Here is a 20,477-nt window from a genome sequence, read left to right as displayed (position 1 = left end):
GTCAGGAAAGGCTTATGCCGCAGGCTTGCGGAATTTGAGCGTCATCCGGTCGCTTTCGCCAATGGCGAGATATTTGTCGCGATCGACCTCTTTCTGGCTGAGGCCGGGCGGCAATGTCCATACGCCCTTGGCCCAGTCAGCCGTATCCTTGGGGTTGGCATTGACTTCCGAAGCCTCGACAAATTCAAAGCCTGCCTCCTGCGCAATCCGCCTGATGGTCGAGACTTTGAGATACCCGCTGCTCTTTTCCAGCGCGCTGTCACGATCTTCGGGCAGGCGGTGATCGACCACGCCCAGCGTGCCGCCGGGCTTGAGCATCGCGAAGAAGGCCTTGAAGGTCGCCCCTTCGCTGCCCGCCATCACCATGTTATGGACGTTGCGGAAGGTCAGCACCGTATCCACGCTGCCCGCCGGGATCGTGCCGGCTGCATCGGGATGGGCGACCAGCGTCACCTTGTCATAGACGGTCGGCTTGGCGGCCAGGAACGTCTTGTAGCCGTCGAGATAGCGGCCGCTGGGCTGGAGCGCATAGAAGCGCCCCTTGTCGCGCAGCAGCGGCGCGAGAATTTCGGAATACCAGCCACCACTGGGGCTATATTCCACCACCGTCTGGGTCGGGGTGACGCCGAAGAAGGCCAGTGTCTCGGCCGGATGGCGATATTGGTCGCGCGCGACATTGGCCGGGGTACGGCTGGCCGCGGCGACAGCGGCCGCGATCGGGTCGGTCGCCTGATGCGCGGCATGATCGGCATGCTGGGCAGCCAGCGGCAGGAGGGGAAGGCAAAGGGCGGTTGCAACAAGTGCGGTACGGGCGAGACGGTTCATCGGGGATCCTCTCTTATAGGGAGAGGCTGATGTGCCGTCCGCCCGTGCCAAGCGCAAGGGGAATGGAAGGGAAAACCCCTCCCGATCATCATAACTTACAGACAGGCTTCCAGAAACGGCTGGTCGAAGCCGAACATCCGCGCCTTGTCGAGCGTATAGGGACGCAGGCCCATCGACCGATATTCGCCGACGATCTTCCCGCTGTCATCCTCGTCATGATATTCGAACTTGAACAATTCCTGGGTGACGATGACATCGCCCTCCATACCGATGACTTCGGTGACGTTGGTGATGCGGCGCGACCCGTCGCGCAGGCGCTTCACCTGGATGATCAGGTCGACCGAATCGGCAATCTGCTTGGAAATCGCTTCCTTGGGGATTTTGATGTCGCCCATCAGGATCATATTTTCCATACGGCCCAGGCATTCGCGCGGGCTGTTGGCGTGCAGCGTACACATGGAGCCGTCATGGCCCGTATTCATCGCTGCCAGCAGGTCGAAACATTCCGCGCCACGAATTTCGCCCAGGATGATACGGTCCGGCCGCATACGCAGGGCGTTCTTGACGAGATCGCCGATGGTGATGGCGCCATTGCCTTCCAGATTGGCCGGGCGGGTTTCGAGCGGCAGCCAGTGCGGCTGTTGCAGGCGCAATTCCGCGGCATCCTCGATCGTCAGCACGCGCTCGCCCGGATCGATCATTTTCGACAGCGCGTTGAGCATCGTCGTCTTGCCCGAACCGGTGCCGCCCGAAATGACGATGTTGAACCGGCAGGCACCCGCAATCTTGAGCGCGGTCGCCATTTTGGGGCTCATCGCACCCCAATTGGCCAGCATGTCGAGCGTGATCGGCTTGGCGGAAAATTTACGGATGGAGATCGCCGTGCCCTTGAGGCTTAACGGCGGGACGATCACGTTGACGCGACTGCCATCGGGCAGGCGGGCGTCGGCCAGCGGCGTGGTCTGATCGACGCGGCGGCCGACCTTGTTGACGATCCGCTGCGCGATCTGGAACAAATGCTCCTCATCGCGGAACTTGATCGGGGCGATGACCAGCTTGCCCTTCTTTTCGATATAGGTCTGGTCCGGCCCGTTCACCATGATGTCGGTGATGTCCGGGTCGTTCAGCAATTCTTCGAGCGGGCCAAGGCCCAGCAATTCATCGACCAGCACTTTTTCCAGCGCGAACTGTTCGCGCCGGTTGAGGGTGAGCTTGAGTTCGGCCAGCACCTCCAGGATGATCGGACGGAATTCCTCCGCCAGCTCATCTTTGGTCAGCGTAGCCGCGGCTTCGGGATCGACCCGTTCCAGCAGGCGGGGCAGCACCTGCTCCTTGATCTTGTGGACGCTGGCCTCGAACCCTTGTGGCCCCGCGTCGGGCAGATGTTCGGCATTGGCGCGGTCGGACAGGCGCATCATCGCATCGGCGTTGCGCTGCATCTGGCTGGTCGGGGCCGACAGCGGGTCGAAACTCTCGCCCGGCAGCGACGCTATGTCGAGCGGTGGGAACTGGTCGCCGCCGCGCGGCTCCTCCTTCGCGCTGCCGCCGTGCATCGGTCGGGCGACGCCAAAGCCGGGCTTGATCGCGGCAGGTCCATTTTTCCGTCCAAAGGCGCTCATATATCTCCGCCAGCAATTCGCGACCGTCGCCGGCCTGATGGTGTCGGATAAGGTGAATAGATTGGAAACTTTGACAAATGGCTAATGGCGCATTGGCCAATCAGTGCCCGCCCCTTGGTGGCGGACATAGGGCTACAATAAAAAGGGGCGCCAACAGCACCCCTCCTCATGCGGTTGGGCCAATGCCCGCCGCTCTCTCGCTGACGGATCAACCGGCCTTTTCGGCCAGCACCGTCAGGCCCTTTTCATTGACCTCGGCAAAGCCGCCCTGGACCGGAATAATCTCCGGCGTGGCCCCTGCCGACGCATAGATCTGGATGCTGCCATCGCGCACGGTCGACATGAAAGGCGCATGGCCCTCCAGCACGCCAAAGTCGCCATCGGTGCCCGGCACTACGACCTGCCACACGTCCGCCGCGCGAACGAGCTTTTCGGGGGTCACGAGTTCAAAATGCAGTGCCATGTTTTCGATCCTCTTGCCCTCTCCCGCCTTAGCGGGAGAGGCTACGAAGACTTGGCAGCTTGCTGCCTAGTCAAAGTCGGTGAGGGTCTTTCTGTCGTTCCGCTCATTGCCAGAAAGAGAGAAAGACCCTCACCCAACCCTCTCTCGCGAAGGCGGGAGAGGGCTAGATAGATTCTGCTTACGCCGCTTCGGCAGCCAGCTTCTTGGCCTTCTCGACGGCTTCGTCGATGCCGCCGACCATGTAGAAGGCGTTTTCGGGCAGATGGTCATATTCGCCATCGACCACGGCCTTGAACGACTTCACCGTGTCTTCGATCTGCACGAACTTGCCGCTGATGCCGGTGAAGACTTCGGCGACGTGGAAGGGCTGCGACAGGAACTTCTGGATCTTGCGCGCGCGGGCGACGGTCAGCTTATCCTCTTCGGACAGCTCGTCCATGCCCAGAATGGCGATGATGTCCTGCAGCGACTTATACTTCTGCAGGATCGACTGGACCGCGCGGGCGGTGTCATAATGTTCCTGGCCCACGGTACGGGCGGTCAGCATGCGGCTGGTCGAATCGAGCGGATCGACCGCCGGATAGATGCCCAGTTCCGAAATCGCGCGGTTGAGGTTCGTGGTCGCATCAAGATGCGCGAACGAGGTGGCCGGCGCCGGATCGGTAAGATCGTCCGCAGGAACGTACACGGCCTGGATCGAGGTGATCGAGCCCTTGTTGGTCGAGGTGATGCGCTCCTGCAACTGGCCCATGTCGGTCGCCAGCGTCGGCTGATAGCCCACGGCCGAAGGAATACGGCCGAGCAGAGCAGACACTTCCGCGCCCGCCTGGGTGAAGCGGAAGATATTGTCGACGAAGAACAGCACGTCCTGATTTTCGACATCGCGGAAATATTCGGCGATGGTCAGGCCCGACAGGGCGACGCGGGCACGCGCGCCTGGAGGCTCGTTCATCTGGCCATAGACCAGCGCAACCTTGGAGCCTTCGCTGATCGCATTGCCATCGGCATCCTTGGCGATGACGCCTGCGTCGAGGAATTCATGGTAGAGATCGTTGCCCTCACGGGTCCGCTCACCCACGCCTGCGAAGACCGACGTGCCACCATGGCCCTTGGCGATGTTGTTGATCAGTTCCTGAATGAGAACCGTCTTGCCCACGCCCGCGCCGCCGAACAGGCCGATCTTGCCGCCCTTGGCATAAGGGGCGAGAAGGTCGATGACCTTGATGCCGGTGACCAGGATCGAGCTTTCGGTCGACTGGTCCACGAAATCGGGGGCCTTGGCATGGATGGGCGAGCGCATCTCGGTCTGCACCGGGCCGCGTTCGTCGATCGGTTCGCCAACGACGTTGAGGATACGGCCGAGCGTCGCCGGACCGACGGGAACGCTGATCTGCGCGCCGGTGTCGGTGACTTCCTGGCCGCGGGTCAGACCCTCGGTCGAGTCCATCGCGATGGTGCGAACGGTGTTCTCGCCCAGATGCTGGGCGACTTCGAGCACCAGCCGCTGGCCGTTATTGCTGGTTTCCAGCGCCGAGAGAATGAACGGGAGCGCATCGGGGAAGGTCACGTCGACGACGGCGCCGATGACCTGCGAAATGCGGCCTACATTGTTGGTGGTTGCCATGACTGCTTCCTTGCGTGCGTGTACTTAGAGGGCTTCCGCGCCCGAGATGATTTCGACCAGCTCAGTGGTGATCGCGGCCTGGCGGCTGCGGTTATACTGGATGGTCAGCTTGTTGATCAGGTCGCCGGCGTTGCGCGTGGCATTGTCCATCGCATTCATCGACGCGCCCTGTTCGGACGCGTTGTTTTCCAGCAGCGCCTTGAACAGCTGGATCGCGATGTTGCGCGGCAGCAGGTCGTCCAGGATCGCTTCCTCGCTCGGCTCATATTCCACCGTCGCGCCGATGGCGTTGCGATCGGCATCGGCCGGGATCTTAACGGGGATGATCTGCTGCTCGGTCGGGATCTGCGACAGGGCCGACTTGAAGCGCGAATAGAAAAGGTGCGCCATGTCGAACTTGCCGTCCAGATACATGGTGGTCAGCTCGTTCGCGATAGCCTGCGCCTGATCGTAACCGGGCTGCTTGGCGCCGGTGGTATCGAACTGGGCGACGATCGCACCGGGGTAGAGGCGATTGATCACCGGACGACCCTTGCGGCCGATCAGGTAGAATTTCACCGTCTTGCCCTGCTCGATCAGCGCATCCGCCTTGACCCGTGCGGCCTTGACGATGTTCGCGTTGAACGCGCCCGCGAGGCCACGGTCGGAGTTGGCGACGACCAGCAGATGCACTTCGTCCTTGCCAGTGCCCGCCAGCAGCGGCGACGCGCCTTCGCCCGAACCGCCCGTAATTTTCGAGGCGAGGCTGGCGACTACGGCTTCCAGACGGCTGCTATAGGGACGCGCGGCCTCCGCTGCGGCCTGCGCCTTGCGCAGCTTCGCGGCGGCGACCATCTGCTTCGCCTTGGTGATCTTCTGGGTCGATTTGACCGACCCGATCCGGATCTTCAGTTCTTTGAGGCTAGCCATCTCAATCCCGTGTTTCCCTACCCCTTGAGGGGGAGGCAAGTGAAACTTGGCGGCTTGCCGCCTAGTTGAACTAGGAGAGGGTGGTCCGCCTCATCGGCGTTGCACACCCTCACCCAACCCTCTCCCTCAAGGGAGAGGGCTTTTAGTTAGGCAAACGTCTTGCCGAAGCTGTCGAGCGCGGCCTTGAGCTTGCTCTTGGCTTCGTCGCCCAGATCCTTGGTATCGCGGATCATGCCCAGCACGTCGGCATGTTCGTGGCGCAGATAGCCCAGCATCATCTCTTCATAGCGGTTCACATCGCTGACGGCGATCCCGTCGAGATAGCCGTTGGTGCCAGCGAAGATCGACGCGGTCTGCTCTTCAAACGGCAGGGGCGAGAATTGCGCCTGCTTGAGCAGCTCGGTCAGGCGCGCGCCACGGTTCAGCAGCTTCTGCGTCGAAGCGTCGAGGTCCGAGCCGAACTGGGCGAAGGCCGCCATTTCGCGATATTGCGCCAGCTCCAGCTTGATCGAGCCGGACACCTTCTTCATCGCCTTGGTCTGCGCGGCGGAACCGACGCGCGACACCGACAGGCCGACGTTGATGGCCGGGCGGATGCCCTGGTAGAAGAGGTTGGTTTCGAGGAAGATCTGGCCGTCGGTGATCGAAATCACGTTGGTCGGAATATAGGCCGACACGTCGCCCGCCTGGGTTTCGATGATCGGCAGAGCGGTCAGCGAACCCGACCCATTGTCGCTGTTCATCTTGGCGGCGCGCTCCAGCAGGCGGCTGTGCAGATAGAAAACGTCGCCAGGATAGGCTTCACGGCCCGGAGGACGGCGCAGCAGCAGCGACATCTGGCGATAGGCGACGGCCTGCTTGGACAGATCGTCATAGACGATGACGGCGTGCATGCCGTTGTCGCGGAAATATTCGCCCATGGTCACGCCGGTATAGGGCGCCAGATACTGGAGCGGGGCTGGCTCGGAAGCGGTCGCGGCGACGACGATCGAATATTCCATCGCGCCATTTTCTTCGAGCTGCTTGACGATCTGCGCGACGGTCGAACGCTTCTGGCCGATCGCGACATAGATGCAATAGAGCTTCTTGCTCTCGTCATCGCCCGCATTGGCGGTCTTCTGGTTGATGAAGGTATCGATCGCGACGGCGGTCTTGCCGGTCTGGCGATCGCCGATGATCAGTTCGCGCTGGCCACGACCGACGGGGACGAGCGTGTCGATCGCCTTCAGGCCGGTCTGGACAGGCTCATGGACCGAGGTGCGCGGGATGATGCCGGGCGCCTTGCGCTCGACGCGCATACGCTGGTCGGACACGATCGGACCCTTGCCGTCGATGGGATTGCCCAGGCCGTCCACGACGCGACCCAGCAGGCCCTTGCCGACGGGCACGTCGACGATGGTGCCGGTGCGCTTGACGGTGTCGCCTTCCTTGATCTCGCTGTCGGACCCGAAGATCACGACACCGACATTGTCGGCTTCCAGGTTCAGCGCCATGCCCTGAATCCCGTTGGCGAATTCGACCATCTCGCCCGCCTGGACGTTGTCGAGGCCATGGACGCGGGCGATGCCGTCACCCACGGTCAGAACGGAACCGACTTCGCTGACCTGCGCTTCGGTGCCGAAATTGGCGATCTGGTCCTTGATGACCTTCGAAATTTCTGCGGCGTTGATATCCATGTTCAGCCTTTCATCGCCATAGCGAGACTATTCAAACGGGTACGAATGGAGCTGTCGATCATCTGGCTGCCGATCTTGACGACCAGCCCACCCAGGATCGCGGGGTCGACCTTAGCATCGACGGCGACGGTGCGGCCGACGCGGGCGCGCAGATTTTGTGCCAGCGCGGCGATCTGCTGCGCGTCGAGCGGATGTGCGCTCGTCACTTCGGCGCGGGCCTCGCCCTTGTGATTCGACAGCAGCGTTTCATAGGTGCGGATGACCGCGCCCAATTGCCCCAGGCGACGGTTCTGCGCGAGCACGCCCAGGAATTTTGTCGTCAGCGGATCGATGCCCATGGCGGATGCCACGGCCGCGATCGTCTTGCCCGATGCGTCCCGGCTCAGCACGGGGCTGTTGATAAGGCCCTTGAAATCAGGGGATTGGGCGATAGCCGCTTTCAACCCGGCCAGGCTTTGCGCCACCGTGTCGAGCGCGTTCGCGTCGCGAGCCAGATCGAACAGCGCCACCGCGTAGCGGCCGCTGAGGCTGGCCTGTATGCCGCCATTAGTCTCCACGCGCTTGCCGTCCTCCATTGACTTACTGGCAGGTGATTTGCCGGTCATGCAAAAAGAGAGGGGAGCAGTTACGCCCGTCCCCCTTGTTGTCGGGCCGGTTAGCAGCGCGATTATGACTATGCAAGTCATGGTGCGCGATTCCATCATTAGTCGGAAGGGCGCGCCATTTGCCTGAGTTTTTATCGCCCGCGCGAATCGGCTATTGCGTCGCTTCGGCCGGGGCAAGCCGTCCCTTCTGGCAATGATAGACGATCCGCTCATTGGGCTGGGCGGGCAGTAGCGCCGTCAGGTCCGATTGCAGCATAGCGATGCGCGCCAGGGCTTCCGGATCACTGCCGCAACCGGGGAAAGGCTTGTCGCCCAGCAACGCGCGCGCCTTGGTCATATTCTCCATGTCAGGCAGCCAGCGCTGGACGCGCAGCGTGCCACTGACCGGATCGAACGCGCTCATGGTGACGAAATTGCCCTGCGCAGGAATGCTCGCGCGCTGCCATTTGGTCCCACTCGCGACATATTGCGTGTCGCCATCGACGCAGCCACCTTCGGCCCAGTTGAACCCGATATCGTTGGGCTGCGACACGGTCAGGCGGCTGCGCTGTAGGTCGACCCGGCAGATATTGTCCCCGGCCCAGGCATAGGCACCATTGCCGGTGATGCTTTTGTCCTGCGGCAGGGCCGTGCGTTCCTCGATCGTGTCGAAACTCGGCTTGAACACGAACAGGGCCAGCGCGGCGAACAGCAACGCCCCGCCGCCGCCAATGCCCCATATGGCGGGCTTTTCCTTGCCCTGGCTGTAGAATAGACCGCCCGCGCCCAGACCCAGTACCGCCAGCGCCAGCAGCACGGCCGCGCCCGCCATGGCGTTTTCGCGCGCGGTGATGACATCGCGCTCAGCGGCGTCGCGCGCGCGCATCATGGCTTGCTCGCGCGCATCGGCGCTGGCCCGGTTCTTCTGCTCGCTGGCCTGCGATTCGCGCTGGGTGATCGACGCTTCGGCGGCGTCCGCTTCCGCCATGGACCGGCACGGGACGACGGTGCGCAGTGACGCGACGCCCGCTTGCCGCAGGAAGGAGGCGATCTCGCGCCACGACACGGCAAAGCCGAATTCGGCGTCATTGCCGTCCGAAATCGACCCGAAACTATTGACTCCCAGCACCCGGCCGCAATCGTCCACCAGCGGCCCGCCGCTGTTGCCCGCCGCCAGCGGCGCGGTGTGCAATACCGTCTCGAAACTCTGGCTCGCCCGTCCCGCCGACACATTGCCGCTGGTCTTCACCGTCGCCAGCGGCTCGACCAGTTGCTTGAGGCCCAGCCCCTGCGCACGATCCACGGTCCCGGGATAGCCGATGGCGGTGACATGCTGCCCGTCCGATATCGCTCCAGCGTAAAAAGTGCTGACCGGCAGGCTGCCTTCCTCCAACTGGATGAGGGCAAGGTCGTTACCCGGCGAAAAGGCGATGATGCGCCCACCATAGGTCTTGGTGCCCTCCGACGGGATCACGCCGATGACCAGATTCTTCTCCTCGCGCGCCAGTTCGACAACATGGGCGTTGGTCAATATCTTGTCGGGCGCGACCGCCAGGCCGCTGCCATGGCCGACGAAATAGGCTTCGCTGCCATCGGTTGCGACCAGCACGACCCGCACCACACCGCGCGCCGCCGCAGCGATATCCTGCTGTTCGGCGTGGGACGTTGCTGGCGCGAAAAGCGCGATCAGCAGGGCGAAGCGGCGGAGGAGGGCGATCATGAGCGGGCATACATATTGGATGGCGGGCGCGGCGCAATCGGGAAATGCCGCAATGGTTTGAAAGCAAGACGCGGGAAGCATGGTCAAGCGCCCGCGTCTATTCCATAGGCATGACCCTGATGACCGCCCTTGCCGACTCCATGCCTGACGATGCGACCTGCTGGGCCGCCTTCGTTGCGCGCGACCGCACCATGGACGGCCGCTTCGTGGGCTGCGTCGCCACTACCGGCATTTATTGCAAACCAAGCTGCGCTGCCCGTCATCCCAAGCGTCAGAATATGCGCTTCCTGCCAGACCCTGCAGCCGCGCGCGCAGCGGGCTTCCGCGCCTGCCTGCGTTGTCGCCCGGACGAGGTGGGCCGCGATCGAATCGCCGTCGCGGCGGCACGCGCGCTGATCGAGGGGGCCGACGATGCCCCCCGGCTGGAGGCGATCGCCGCCCATGTCGGCTATGCCCCGCATCATTTCCACCGCTTGTTCAAGCGCGAGACGGGCCTCACCCCCGCCGCCTATGCCCGCGCCCTGCGCGCCGACCGATTGAAGGCGGCGCTTGATTCGCCCGGCAGCGTGACGAGCGCCATCTATGCAGCGGGCTATAATGCGCCAAGCCGCGCCTATGCCGACGCCGACCGCCATCTGGGCATGACGCCCAGCGCCTGGAAGGATGGCGGGCGCGGCGCGCTGATCCGCTGGCGCACGATCGACAGCAGCCTGGGGCCGCTTTTGGTCGCGGCGACGGCGCGCGGCCTGTGCCGTATCAGCTTCGGCGAGGGCGAGGCAGAGTTGCGCGCCCGCTTCCCCAATGCTGATCTTCAACCGGCCGACGCCACTCTCGACCAGTTGGCGGAGGCCGTCGTGGTACTGGTGGATCATCCGGGCGAAACGCCGGATTTGCCGATCGACGTCTGCGGCACGGCCTTCCAACAGGCCGTCTGGGCCGCGCTGCGCGCCATCCCGCCGGGCGAAACGCGCAGCTATAGCGAGGTCGCGGCGGCCATCGGCCGCCCGCAAGCCGTCCGCGCGGCGGGCAGCGCCTGTGGCGACAATGTGCTGGCTGTGCTGATCCCCTGCCACCGCGTCCTGCGCAGCGATGGTACGCTGGGCGGCTATGCCTGGGGTCTGGACCGCAAACGGGCGCTGCTCGCCCGCGAAAAGGGCGAGTAGCGGGCCGATTGTATCTTTCCTTCGTGCCATCGCTCGGCCACTCTGAAGGCTGGGCCGAATGGGGGATATGATGCGATTCTGGTTGAAAGCGCTGGCGGCGCTGATGCTCGCGCTGCCCGGCGTCGCACACGCGACCTGGTGGCAGGCAAAGACCGACCATTTCACCGTTTACAGCGAGGGCAAGGACGAAACGCTGCGCGGCTTTGCTGAACGTTTGGAGAAGTTCGATTTCCTCCTGCGCCGCCTCTATGGCGTCACGGATCGGCAACAGGGCAGTCCGGTCAAAGTCTACCTTTTGTCCAACGACCGCAAGGTGCAGGATCTGGCGGGCAACCGCAATCTCAAGGGCTTTTACACAACGTCGGAACGGAACGCCTACGCCTTCCTCTCACGTGAAACGAAGAACGGTCAGTTCGGTATTGGGGCAGAGGAAATACTGTTCCACGAATATGCCCATCATTTCATGCTGCACTATTTTCCAGCCGCCTACCCCGCCTGGTTCGTGGAGGGGTTCGCCGAATTTTTTTCCGTCGTGAAGTTCCCCAAAAACGGATCGATCGAGTTCGGCCATATCCCGATGGCACGGGTACCGGGCCTCGTGCTGGGCCAGCCCTATCCATTGACGCAACTGCTGGCGCGCGAAACCAAAGGACTGAACCTGCGAGACGGCGATCGCTTTTATGGCACCGCCTGGCTGCTGACCCATTTCTATTTTCAGCACGCCTCCAGCCGGAAGGCGGAGATCAACCGCTACCTGACAGAGATTGCCAAGGGCACGACGGACGGCGACGTGGCGGACTATTTTGAGGGCGGGCTGGAAGGTCTCGAAAAAGACCTCAAAGCCTATATGCGTAAAAAGCAATTCATCAGCGTACTCACGCCCAAGGATATGGCGATCGGAGCGATTACCGTTACCGCTGTTGACCCAGCGCAGGCGACTTTGGTCGAGGATGAGTTACGCTTGACCCACCGCCCCAAGACGGAAGAACTGCCCGGAATTGTCGCGGCTATCCGCACCATTGCTGACCAATATCCCCGCGACGCCTACGCGCAGGCGTTGCTCGCGGAAGCGGAATGGAAGGCGGATCAGGCAGACGCGGCGCTTGCCGCCGCTGACCGCGCCATCGCAAGCAACCCTCAATCCGCGCGCGCCCAAGCTGTTCGCGCAGAAGTGTTGCTGGAACGTGCCAATGACAGCGACAAGGCGGACGACTGGAAGGCTGCGCTGACGGCGATCGTGCGCGCCAACCGCGCTGATACCGAAGACCCGGTGCCGCTCGCGCTCTTCTATCGCTATCATGCCATGCGGGGCGGCAAGATGCCCGACCTTGGCTATGACGGTCTCTACAAGGCATTCAGCCTGCTACCGCAAAACCCCGGCTATCGCTTCAATTTTGCCCAGGCGATGGCTTTTAGGGGTGACTATACCAGCGCCTCTATTCTGCTCGACCCGATCGCTTATTCGCCCCATGAATCCGGGATGCGCGAAAATGCGCTCAGGATGAAGGCTCAGTTCGACGCGCAGGCGGCGAAAATGCCGAAGGGTGCGGCGAAGGCGCAAAGTCCTGCACCCGTGTCATGACGGCGGCGCGTTGCGCGTCGGTCAGGCTGCGCCAATGGACGATCTCGTCAATCGTCCGGCCGCAACCGGTGCAGGTCGCGCGCGCCGCATCCAGCGCACAGAGGTTGCGGCAGGGCGTTTCCATCACATGAAGCTATAGGGATCGACATCGACCGCCACCCGCGTCCCGGATTTCCACACGATGTTACTCAGCCATTCGCGGATCGCGGACTGAATATCCACCTGCCGCGTGGCGTGAATCAGCAGCCGGTGCCGATGCCGCCCGCGCAACACCGACAGCGGGGCCGGGGCCGGGCCATAGACCCGCATCCCCTCAATAATCGGCGCGGACTTGCCGATCAGCCGGGCGATCTGCGCGGCCTCGTCCGCATCCTCGCTCGAAATGATGATCGCGGCGAAACGGCCAAAGGGTGGGGCGTTGGCCCGCCGCCGATGCTCGGTTTCCACCGCATAGAATCGCTCGGTATCGCCATCGATCAGTGCCTGGATGACTTCGCTGCTTGGCATCCGCGTCTGGATGAACACCCGTCCCGGCTTGGCCCCGCGTCCCGCGCGTCCCGCAACCTGGACGATCTGCTGGAAGGTCCGCTCGGCCGCGCGCAGATCGCCGCCCTCCAGCCCCAGATCGGCGTCGATCACCCCCACCAGCGTCAGGTTGGGAAAATGATAGCCCTTGGTGACGAGTTGCGTGCCGACGATGATGTCGATGTCGCCTGCCTCCACCGATTTGACGAAATCCGCCGCCTTTGCGGGCGAAAATAGTGTGTCGGACGTGGCGATCGCGATCCGGGCCAGCGGCCACAGTGCCTTCACCTCGTCCGCGATCCGCTCGACCCCCGGCCCGCAGGCGACCAGGCTGTCCTCTTCCTTGCAGTCCGGGCAGAAACGCGGCGCGGGCACGACATGGCCGCAATGATGGCAGGCCAGCCGATGCGACAGCCGATGCTCGACCATCCAGGCGGTGCAATTGGGGCATTGGAAGCGATAGCCGCAATGGCGGCACAGTGTCAGCGGCGCATAGCCACGCCGGTTGAGGAAGAGCAGGCTCTGCTCGCCCTTTGCCATCGTCTCGTCGATCGCCTTGACCAGAGGCGGGGCGATCCAGCGCCCGCGCTCAGGCGGATCGGTCAGCAGGTTGACGCCCTCGATATGCGGCATCTCCGCCCCGCCATAGCGCGACGGCAATTTGATCTCGGCATAGCGGCCCAGTTCCACCTGATGCCGCGTTTCGATCGCGGGCGTGGCGGACGCCAGGATGACCGGGAATTTCTCGATCAGGCCACGCATCACCGCCACGTCGCGCGCGTGATAATGAACGCCATCCTCCTGCTTGAAGCTGGCTTCATGCGCTTCATCGACGACGATGAGACCAAGGTTGGGATAGGGCAGGAACAGCGCCGACCGCGCGCCCACCACCACCTGCGCTTCGCCTGCTGCAATGGCGCGCCACGCCCGCCGCCGCTCGGTCTGGCGCAGCCCGCTATGCCAATTCACCGGCACCGTGCCGAACCGCTTTTCGAACCGCTCCAGAAACGGCTCGGTCAGCGCGATTTCAGGCAGCAGCACCAGTACCTGCCGCCCCGCCCGCATGGCGGCCGCAATCGCCTCGAAATAGACCTCGGTCTTGCCCGACCCAGTGACGCCGTCGAGCAGGAAGGGCGCGAAGTCGTGCGCTCGCACCGCATCGGCCATGGTGGTCGCCGCCGCCATCTGCGCGTCCGACAAGGCGGGCGGCGCATGATCGGGGTCGGGCAGGGGGAAGGGCGTATCCACGCTCACCTCGACCGGCTCGAACACATCCTGTTTGATGAGGCCACGGATCACTGCATCGCTGACCCCGCCGATCATCGCCAGTTCGCGCACCAGCCCCTGCCGTTCGCCGATTCGCTCCAGCGCTTGCGCGCGCTGCTCGGTCATCCGTTCGGGCACCGTGCCGGTCGCCCGATATTCGATGACCGTGCGCGTCCCCTCCAGCGCCGCCATCGATGCCAGCGCCATCCGCAGCACGGCGGCGGGCGGGCTCAGATAATAGTCCGCCGTCCATTCGATCAGGCGGCGCAGCGGCGCGGGCAGGGGCGGCGCGTCGACCAGTTCGAGCAAGTTGCGCAGCCGGTTGTCGCCCACGCTCTCCACATCGGGGAAGCTGTCTTCCTCCCACACCACGCCTACCAATTGGCGCGGCCCCAGCGGCGCGACGACGATGCTACCGGGCTTCACGTTCATCCCATGCGGCACGCGATAGTCGAGCGGCCCCAGGGCAGCATTGAGCAGGAGGACGCGGGCGCGGGACATGGGACCGTCCTTAGCCCGTCCCGCCCGCCACGCAAATGCCGCGCGTCAGATCCGCCAACTGAGCGTCAGCCACGGCACATGCGATACGACATCGGGCCGCCCATCGCGAAAATTCTGCTGCCGCATGTAGAGAAGCTGCGCATCGACCCCCTTGGCGATCGGATGACGCAGGCCGATCTGGTGGCGCATCGTCGCCAGACCCGTCTTGTCGCTGGGGCGTCCGCGATTGAGATGGAAGAAGATTTCGGTCGCGGCCACCACCGTCCATTGCTTTGCCGCATCGATCGGGACGCTCGCCTGCAGCCGCTGGCGCAGCCGCCACACCGGCGCATCGACCGTATCGAAGAAGCGCTGCTCCATCCGGGTGCGGGCCATCCAGATGCCTTTGGTCAGCGTCACTTGCTGGAACAGCCGCAATTCTTCGTCCGCCTCGCTCTTGAGATAGGCAAAGCCCCCGCCCAGTTGCACGGCCGGGGCGATGCGGTGGTCGATGGCGATCCGGCTGAGAAACTGCTCGCCGCCGCTCCGACTGTCCGACCGCGCGCGCTGGCTCGAATCGATCGTGATGATGTCCGCCGGCCCCGCCTTGATCGTCACCACCTCGGTCAGCCAAGCCTGGCTTTCCTGCGTCGCCGCATGAACGGGCAGGGGCATCGCCAGCACCGACACGGCAATGATCAGTCGGCGCAGCAGCATGGCATATCCTTTGGCGGGGTTCCTGCGGCTTAGGCATGTTGCTGCTTTGTTGCAATTGCCGCCCTGCGCCGCCGACGATGGCGAAACCGGCAGCCAGCGGCTAAAGGGGACCGACTCATTCATCCCCGGAGCGCTAGACCCATGAAATTCTTCGTCGATACCGCCGACACCGCCGACATTCGCGACCTGGCCGCCACCGGCCTGCTCGATGGCGTGACCACCAACCCGTCACTGATCCACAAGTCGGGCCGCGCCTTCCTCGAAGTGGTCGAAGAAATCTGCGGTCTGGTCGATGGCCCCGTCTCCGCCGAAGTCGTCGCGCTCGACCATGAGACGATGATGAAAGAGGCAGAAGTCCTGCGCAAAATCGCAGATAATGTCTGCATCAAGGTGCCGTTGACCATCGACGGTCTCAAGACCTGCAAGGCGCTGACCGACGAGGGCACGCTGGTCAACGTCACGCTCTGCTTCTCCGCCAATCAGGCGCTGCTCGCGGCCAAGGCCGGCGCGTCCTTCATCTCGCCCTTCGTTGGCCGCCATGACGATAATGGCTTCGATGGCATGGCGCTGATCCAGGATATTCGCCTGATCTACGACAATTATGGCTTCGACACCGAAATCCTCGTCGCCAGCGTTCGCCACCCCATCCATGTGCTGGAAAGCGCGCGCATCGGCGCTGACGTCATGACCGCGCCCCCCGCCGTCATCCGCATGCTCTCCAAGCATGTGCTGACCGACAAGGGCCTCGAAGGCTTCGCCGCCGACTGGGCCAAGACCGGCCAGTCGATCCTGTGATCTGAACAGGCGGGACGGCGACCGTCGTCCCGCCCAAGGAACAATCCATGAGCCACGATCCCGACAAGCCCGATTTCGGCTTTCTCTGGTTCTCGCTGCTGCTCACCATCATCGGTATGGCGCTGCTTATGGTCATGGGTGGATGGTGACCCCGGCGTGACTCGAACACGCAACATCCCGCTTAGAAGGCGGGTGCTCTATCCAGTTGAGCTACGGGGCCTTGGGCAGGCTCGATAGCGACGCCGGGGACAGCTTGCAATCACCCGACTGTGCGATATGCAGGGCGTTATGAACGACTGGGCGGTTCACAGGGTCGATGCAGGCGCGCTGGGTGCGCGGCCGCTACGCTATTATGATTTCGTGATGGCGGCCTTCGTCGCGATCCTGCTGCTATCCAACCTGATCGGCGCGGCTAAATTGTCGAGCCTGGGTGGCGTCACTTTCGGGGCTGGCATCCTCTTTTTCCCGCTCGGCTATGTGATCGGCGACGTGCTGACCGAAGTCTATGGCTATGCCCGCGCGCGCCGCTGCGTCTGGGCGGGCTTTGCCGCCATGCTGTTCATGGCGGTGATGAGCTGGGTCGTGGTCGCGCTGCCGCCTGCCGAAGGCTGGGCGGGCCAGGCATCCTATGAAGCCGTGTTCGGCAGCACCTGGCGCATCGTCTTTGCTTCGCTCATCGCTTTCTGGGCGGGCGAACTGGCCAACAGCTTCGTCCTCGCCCGCATGAAATTGCTGACGCAGGGCAAGCATTTGTGGATGCGGACGATCGGATCGACGATCGTGGGGCAGGGCGTGGACAGCCTGCTCTTCTACCCGCTCGCCTTTTACGGCAATTGGACCGATGCGCAGGTGCTGACCGTCATGGTCACCAACTGGGCGATGAAGGTCGGCTGGGAAGCGCTGCTTACGCCTGTCACTTATGTCGTCGTCAATGCGCTCAAGCGGCGCGAAGGGCTGGACGTTTACGACGCAGGCACCAACTTCACCCCGTTCCGTGCGCGGCTCTGATTTCTTTCGTCCAGCGAGCATGAGATAAGGCCCTGTTTACCCTCCCGGTCGCATGAGGGGGCATGAGCAGGCAGTCGCATCGGCATTTCGACCAATCGAACATCGAAGGAGGCATCGCCTCCATTTCTTACGACCATCTCGTCGCTGAACTGGCGCTTGCGCAGCGCCGGTTCGAAGCGACCTTTTATCATGCGCCGGTGGGCATTGCCCATGCGGGCCTGGATGGCCGCTTCCTGCTGGTAAATCCCCGATTCTGCGAAATCAGCGGGCATGATGCCGATACGCTGTTGCAGGTCGGCTTTCAGCGGATTACCCATCCCGACGATCTCGATACCGACGAAGCCTTACTGGCGCGTCTCCATGCCGGTGAGATACCGCGTTATACGCTGGAAAAACGCTATATCCGCGCCGATGGCGGCATCGTCTGGGTCAACCTGACCGTGTCGATGGTGCGCGATGCAGCGGGGCAGCCCGAATTGTTTGTCGCCGTGATCGAGGATCTGTCCGACCTGCGCCGTGCCAGTTTCGAAGCCGTGCATGATCCGCTGACCGGCCTGCTCAACCGGCGCGGGCTGGCGAACCGCGCTGACGCCATTCTGGCCGACGCCGCGCATACAGGGCAGCCGGTCAGCCTCATCTTCCTCGACCTCGACGGGTTCAAACAATTGAACGACAGCCGCGGCCATGCGGCGGGTGACGCCTGCCTTGCCGATGTGGCAGCGTTGTTGATGGATCATACCGGGGCCATCGATGCGGTCGCGCGGGTGGGCGGTGACGAATTTCTGCTCCTGCTGCCCCTGCGCGACGCGCCGACCGCGACGGCGCTGGGCGATCAGTTGCGCCATGCGCTCACGGCGCGCTGCGGCGGGATCAGCGGATCGTTCGGGCTGGTCACTGCAAGCGGTGCGCTTGATCTCGAAGCGCTGATCGACTGCGCCGACACCGCCATGCTCGCGGCCAAGCGCGGCGGGCGCAATCAACTCAGGACGGGCTATCTTCCCTGACCGGATAATGTGCCGCTGAAAAATACAGCCCATCGGGCGGGGCATTGAGCCCCAACGCGGCGCGATCCTTCGCCTCCAATGCCGCGCGCAGATCGTCGGCCGACCACCGTCCATAGCCCACCAGCGCCAGGCACCCGACCATCGATCGCACCTGATGATGCAGGAAGGATCGCGCGTCTGCGTGAACGGCGATGCGTTCGCCATCGCGCGCGACGTGCAACCGGTCGAGCGTCTTGACGGGGCTGGCCGATTGGCAATGGGCCGACCGGAAGGTGGTGAAATCATGCAGCCCGACCAGCAACTGCGCCGCCGCCTGCATCGCATCGGCATCCAGCGGCTTGGCGACCTGCCAGGCCAGCCCCCGTTCGACCGTCAGCGGTGCCCGGCGATTGACGATGCGATAGACATAGGAACGGCCAAGGCAGGAAAAACGCGCATGCCAGTCGTCCGGCACGATCTCGCACGCCAGGATCGCCACCGGATGCGGCCGCAATCGCGCATTAATCCCCCCCATCAGCCGGAATGGGGTGATCGCCTTGGCTATGTCGGCATGCGCCCGCATCGCCAGCCCATGCACGCCCGCATCCGTCCGCCCGGCGGCATGCACCGCCACCCGTTCGCCCGTCACCGCATGGATGGCATCCTCGATCGCCTGCTGCACGCTTGGTCCATGGTTCTGCCGCTGCCACCCCATGAAGGGCCGCCCGTCAAATTCGACCGTGAAGGCGAAGCGAGTCAGACCCGTCTGCGGCTCATCCATCCACCCGGCTCCTCGCGGGGATGTCGAACCCGCGCAGCAGATCGTCCGGCGTCATCGCTGCCTTGCCTGCGCGCTGGATCAGCGTCGGGCGGATCGCGCCATGACCGCACCCGATCAGCAGCGCATCGTCCAGCATTGCGCCCGCTGCGCCATCCTCATGCTCGACATGCGCCGCCAGGATGCGAAACCGCTCGCCGCCATATTCGAAAAAGGCACCGGGAACGGGATTGAAGGCGCGGATCTGGCGCTCGACCTGAATCGCCGGGCGCGTGAAATCGATTCGCGCTTCGGCCTTGTCGATTTTGGCGGCATAGGTCACGCCTTCCTCCGGCTGCGGCATCGCCGGGTGCAGGCTGATGTCGTCCAGCACCTCGACCATCAGCGCCGCACCCGCCTGCGCCAGTTCGTCGGTCAGCGCGCCCGCCGTTTTCCCCTCGACCGATGTCACATATTTCGCGCGCATCGGCCCGGTGTCGAGGCCCGCTTCCATGTCCATGATGGTGACGCCGGTGACATTGTCGCCCGCCAGCACCGCCCGCTGGATCGGTGCTGCCCCGCGCCAGCGCGGCAACAGCGACGCATGGATGTTCATGCAGCCATGACGCGGCGCATCGAGAATCGCGCGCGGCAGGATCAGGCCATAGGCGGCCACCACCGCGACATCGGCGTCGAGCGCGGCAAAGGCTGCCTGCACCTCTGGCGCTTTCAGCGATACCGGCGTCCGCACCTCTATCCCCAACGCCTCGGCGCGCTGGTGGACGGGCGAAGGCCGCAAAGCCTTGCCGCGCCCGGCGGGCCGGGGAGGCTGACTGTAGACCGCAACGACCTTATGCCCGGCCGTGACCAGCTCGTCGAGCGCGGGAACGGCGAAACCGGGAGTGCCCATATAGATGATACGCATGCTTACGTCTCAAACGCCTTGTCGGTAGAGGATGCAAGCCCCTATGTCTTGGGAAGGGTGAGCTATTCAGTGCAGGGTGAGGCGAAAATGGTAGATTTCGAGAACCGGCGCGCAGCGTGCTTAAGGCACGTGAGCACCGGAAGCGCAGAAAGCTGCCATTTGCAGCCCGCCTTGCGCTGAATAGGGCACTCTTCCATGGCCTCTCCCGAAATCGAAGCGTTGTCCCAGGCGCTCTCCCGCCTGCCCGGCCTTGGCCCGCGTTCGGCGCGGCGCGCGGTGCTGCACCTCATCAAGAAGCGCGAGGCGGCGATGGCCCCTTTGCTGCGCGCGCTGGAGGCGGTGAATGAGCGGCTCGTCACCTGCCATGTCTGCGGCAATGTCGATACGGTCGATCCCTGCGGCATCTGCAAGGATGCGCGCCGCGACCCTCGTGCGCTCTGCGTGGTGGAGGATGTCGCCGACTTGTGGGCACTCGACAAGTCGCGGCTGTTTCCCGGCCGCTTCCATGTGCTGGGCGGAAGGCTGTCCGCGCTTGAAGGCATCCGGCCCGAAGATTTGACCATCGATGCGCTGGTCACCCGGCTGGAACAGGGCGGGGTGGACGAAGTCGTGCTGGCCATGAACGCCACGCTCGAAGGCCAGACCACCGCCCATTATCTGGCCGAACGGCTCGAACGATTCCCCATCCGGCTGACCCAGTTGGCCCATGGCGTGCCCGTCGGCGGCGAACTCGACTATCTCGACGAAGGCACGCTCGCCCAGGCGCTGCGCGCCAGAAGGCCGGTGGGGTAGGGGGCAACCGCGCAAGTCTCACTGCAATAGCTGGCCTATCGCGCCAGTCCTGCTATGCGCAGGC

General features: G+C 63.8%; 19 protein-coding genes and 1 tRNA gene. 6 read left to right on the top strand and 14 right to left on the bottom strand.

Annotation, left to right across the window (positions count from 1 at the left end; genetic code table 11):
• Positions 1-12: 12 nt before the first annotated feature.
• The 8 genes from SxD43FB_RS04280 to SxD43FB_RS04245 form a co-directional block, all read right to left on the bottom strand.
• Entirely contained in the window at positions 13-825 is an 813-nt protein-coding gene (locus tag SxD43FB_RS04280) for a class I SAM-dependent methyltransferase (RefSeq protein ID WP_096061119.1), read from the bottom strand.
• Positions 826-920: 95 nt separating this feature from the next.
• Positions 921-2,444 carry a CpaF family protein gene (locus SxD43FB_RS04275; protein WP_069066061.1) on the bottom strand — a complete coding sequence of 508 codons (1,524 nt, stop codon included), beginning with the start codon at positions 2,442-2,444 and terminating at the stop codon, positions 921-923.
• A 208-nt stretch (positions 2,445-2,652) separates the two neighbouring features.
• Complete coding sequence (locus SxD43FB_RS04270) at positions 2,653-2,907, bottom strand: ATP synthase F1 subunit epsilon (protein WP_037477469.1); 255 nt, start codon at positions 2,905-2,907, stop codon at positions 2,653-2,655.
• A 178-nt stretch (positions 2,908-3,085) separates the two neighbouring features.
• Positions 3,086-4,531 (bottom strand): F0F1 ATP synthase subunit beta, encoded by a 1,446-nt coding sequence (gene atpD / locus SxD43FB_RS04265; protein WP_037477467.1) that lies wholly within the window; start codon positions 4,529-4,531, stop codon positions 3,086-3,088.
• 24 nt (positions 4,532-4,555) lie between these two features.
• The gene (locus SxD43FB_RS04260; protein ID WP_096061118.1) at positions 4,556-5,440 is read right to left on the bottom strand and encodes a F0F1 ATP synthase subunit gamma; all 885 of its coding nucleotides are present in this window, start codon (positions 5,438-5,440) and stop codon (positions 4,556-4,558) included.
• A 146-nt stretch (positions 5,441-5,586) separates the two neighbouring features.
• The gene (atpA, locus tag SxD43FB_RS04255) at positions 5,587-7,116 is read right to left on the bottom strand and encodes a F0F1 ATP synthase subunit alpha (RefSeq protein WP_037477463.1); all 1,530 of its coding nucleotides are present in this window, start codon (positions 7,114-7,116) and stop codon (positions 5,587-5,589) included.
• Between the two features lie 2 nt (positions 7,117-7,118).
• Positions 7,119-7,673 (bottom strand): F0F1 ATP synthase subunit delta, encoded by a 555-nt coding sequence (locus SxD43FB_RS04250; protein ID WP_176482668.1) that lies wholly within the window; start codon positions 7,671-7,673, stop codon positions 7,119-7,121.
• Between the two features lie 199 nt (positions 7,674-7,872).
• Positions 7,873-9,420: a serine protease gene (locus SxD43FB_RS04245; RefSeq protein ID WP_096061116.1), complete on the bottom strand. Its 1,548-nt coding sequence runs from the start codon at positions 9,418-9,420 to the stop codon at positions 7,873-7,875.
• 110 nt (positions 9,421-9,530) lie between these two features.
• Between SxD43FB_RS04245 and ada the strand changes: the two genes are divergently transcribed.
• Positions 9,531-10,583 carry a bifunctional DNA-binding transcriptional regulator/O6-methylguanine-DNA methyltransferase Ada gene (gene ada / locus SxD43FB_RS04240; protein ID WP_096061211.1) on the top strand — a complete coding sequence of 351 codons (1,053 nt, stop codon included), beginning with the start codon at positions 9,531-9,533 and terminating at the stop codon, positions 10,581-10,583.
• Between the two features lie 67 nt (positions 10,584-10,650).
• Positions 10,651-12,165 carry a hypothetical protein gene (locus tag SxD43FB_RS04235; protein ID WP_096061210.1) on the top strand — a complete coding sequence of 505 codons (1,515 nt, stop codon included), beginning with the start codon at positions 10,651-10,653 and terminating at the stop codon, positions 12,163-12,165.
• Here the strand turns inward: SxD43FB_RS04235 and SxD43FB_RS04230 are convergent.
• From SxD43FB_RS04230 to SxD43FB_RS04220, 3 genes are read right to left on the bottom strand one after another with little or no spacing between them, the layout of a single operon-like run.
• Positions 12,080-12,289, bottom strand: coding sequence for a DUF1289 domain-containing protein (locus SxD43FB_RS04230; protein ID WP_096061115.1), 210 nt, complete (start codon positions 12,287-12,289; stop codon positions 12,080-12,082). The two genes, SxD43FB_RS04235 and SxD43FB_RS04230, sit on opposite strands and share 86 nt — an antisense overlap.
• A complete protein-coding gene (locus SxD43FB_RS04225) occupies positions 12,289-14,457 on the bottom strand; it encodes a primosomal protein N' (RefSeq protein ID WP_096061114.1) in 2,169 nt (722 codons plus the stop codon). The genes SxD43FB_RS04230 and SxD43FB_RS04225 overlap by 1 nt, the downstream gene beginning before the upstream one ends.
• A gap of 45 nt (positions 14,458-14,502) precedes the next feature.
• Positions 14,503-15,153 (bottom strand): DUF2490 domain-containing protein, encoded by a 651-nt coding sequence (locus SxD43FB_RS04220; protein WP_096061209.1) that lies wholly within the window; start codon positions 15,151-15,153, stop codon positions 14,503-14,505.
• 141 nt (positions 15,154-15,294) lie between these two features.
• Between SxD43FB_RS04220 and fsa the strand changes: the two genes are divergently transcribed.
• Positions 15,295-15,948: a fructose-6-phosphate aldolase gene (fsa, locus tag SxD43FB_RS04215; protein ID WP_037480038.1), complete on the top strand. Its 654-nt coding sequence runs from the start codon at positions 15,295-15,297 to the stop codon at positions 15,946-15,948.
• 143 nt (positions 15,949-16,091) lie between these two features.
• Here the strand turns inward: fsa and SxD43FB_RS04210 are convergent.
• Positions 16,092-16,168 (bottom strand) — tRNA-Arg (locus SxD43FB_RS04210).
• Between the two features lie 68 nt (positions 16,169-16,236).
• Between SxD43FB_RS04210 and SxD43FB_RS04205 the strand changes: the two genes are divergently transcribed.
• Together SxD43FB_RS04205 and SxD43FB_RS04200 are read left to right on the top strand one after the other, a co-directional pair.
• Positions 16,237-16,956, top strand: coding sequence for a queuosine precursor transporter (locus tag SxD43FB_RS04205; protein ID WP_096061113.1), 720 nt, complete (start codon positions 16,237-16,239; stop codon positions 16,954-16,956).
• 62 nt (positions 16,957-17,018) lie between these two features.
• A complete protein-coding gene (locus tag SxD43FB_RS04200; protein WP_096061112.1) occupies positions 17,019-17,960 on the top strand; it encodes a GGDEF domain-containing protein in 942 nt (313 codons plus the stop codon).
• Here the strand turns inward: SxD43FB_RS04200 and truA are convergent.
• Both truA and fmt read right to left on the bottom strand, forming a co-directional pair.
• A complete protein-coding gene (gene truA, locus SxD43FB_RS04195; RefSeq protein ID WP_096061208.1) occupies positions 17,938-18,699 on the bottom strand; it encodes a tRNA pseudouridine(38-40) synthase TruA in 762 nt (253 codons plus the stop codon). The two genes, SxD43FB_RS04200 and truA, sit on opposite strands and share 23 nt — an antisense overlap.
• A 13-nt stretch (positions 18,700-18,712) precedes the next feature.
• Entirely contained in the window at positions 18,713-19,621 is a 909-nt protein-coding gene (gene fmt, locus SxD43FB_RS04190) for a methionyl-tRNA formyltransferase (protein WP_096061111.1), read from the bottom strand.
• Between the two features lie 195 nt (positions 19,622-19,816).
• Here fmt and recR point away from each other — a divergent pair, with 195 nt between their 5' ends.
• Positions 19,817-20,413 carry a recombination mediator RecR gene (gene recR, locus SxD43FB_RS04185; protein WP_096061110.1) on the top strand — a complete coding sequence of 199 codons (597 nt, stop codon included), beginning with the start codon at positions 19,817-19,819 and terminating at the stop codon, positions 20,411-20,413.
• Positions 20,414-20,477 lie beyond the last annotated feature (64 nt).

It is taken from the genome of Sphingobium sp. D43FB (assembly GCF_002312805.1).
Taxonomy (GTDB): Bacteria; Pseudomonadota; Alphaproteobacteria; order Sphingomonadales; family Sphingomonadaceae; genus Sphingobium.
This window is presented reverse-complemented; position numbering and strand designations above follow the sequence as displayed.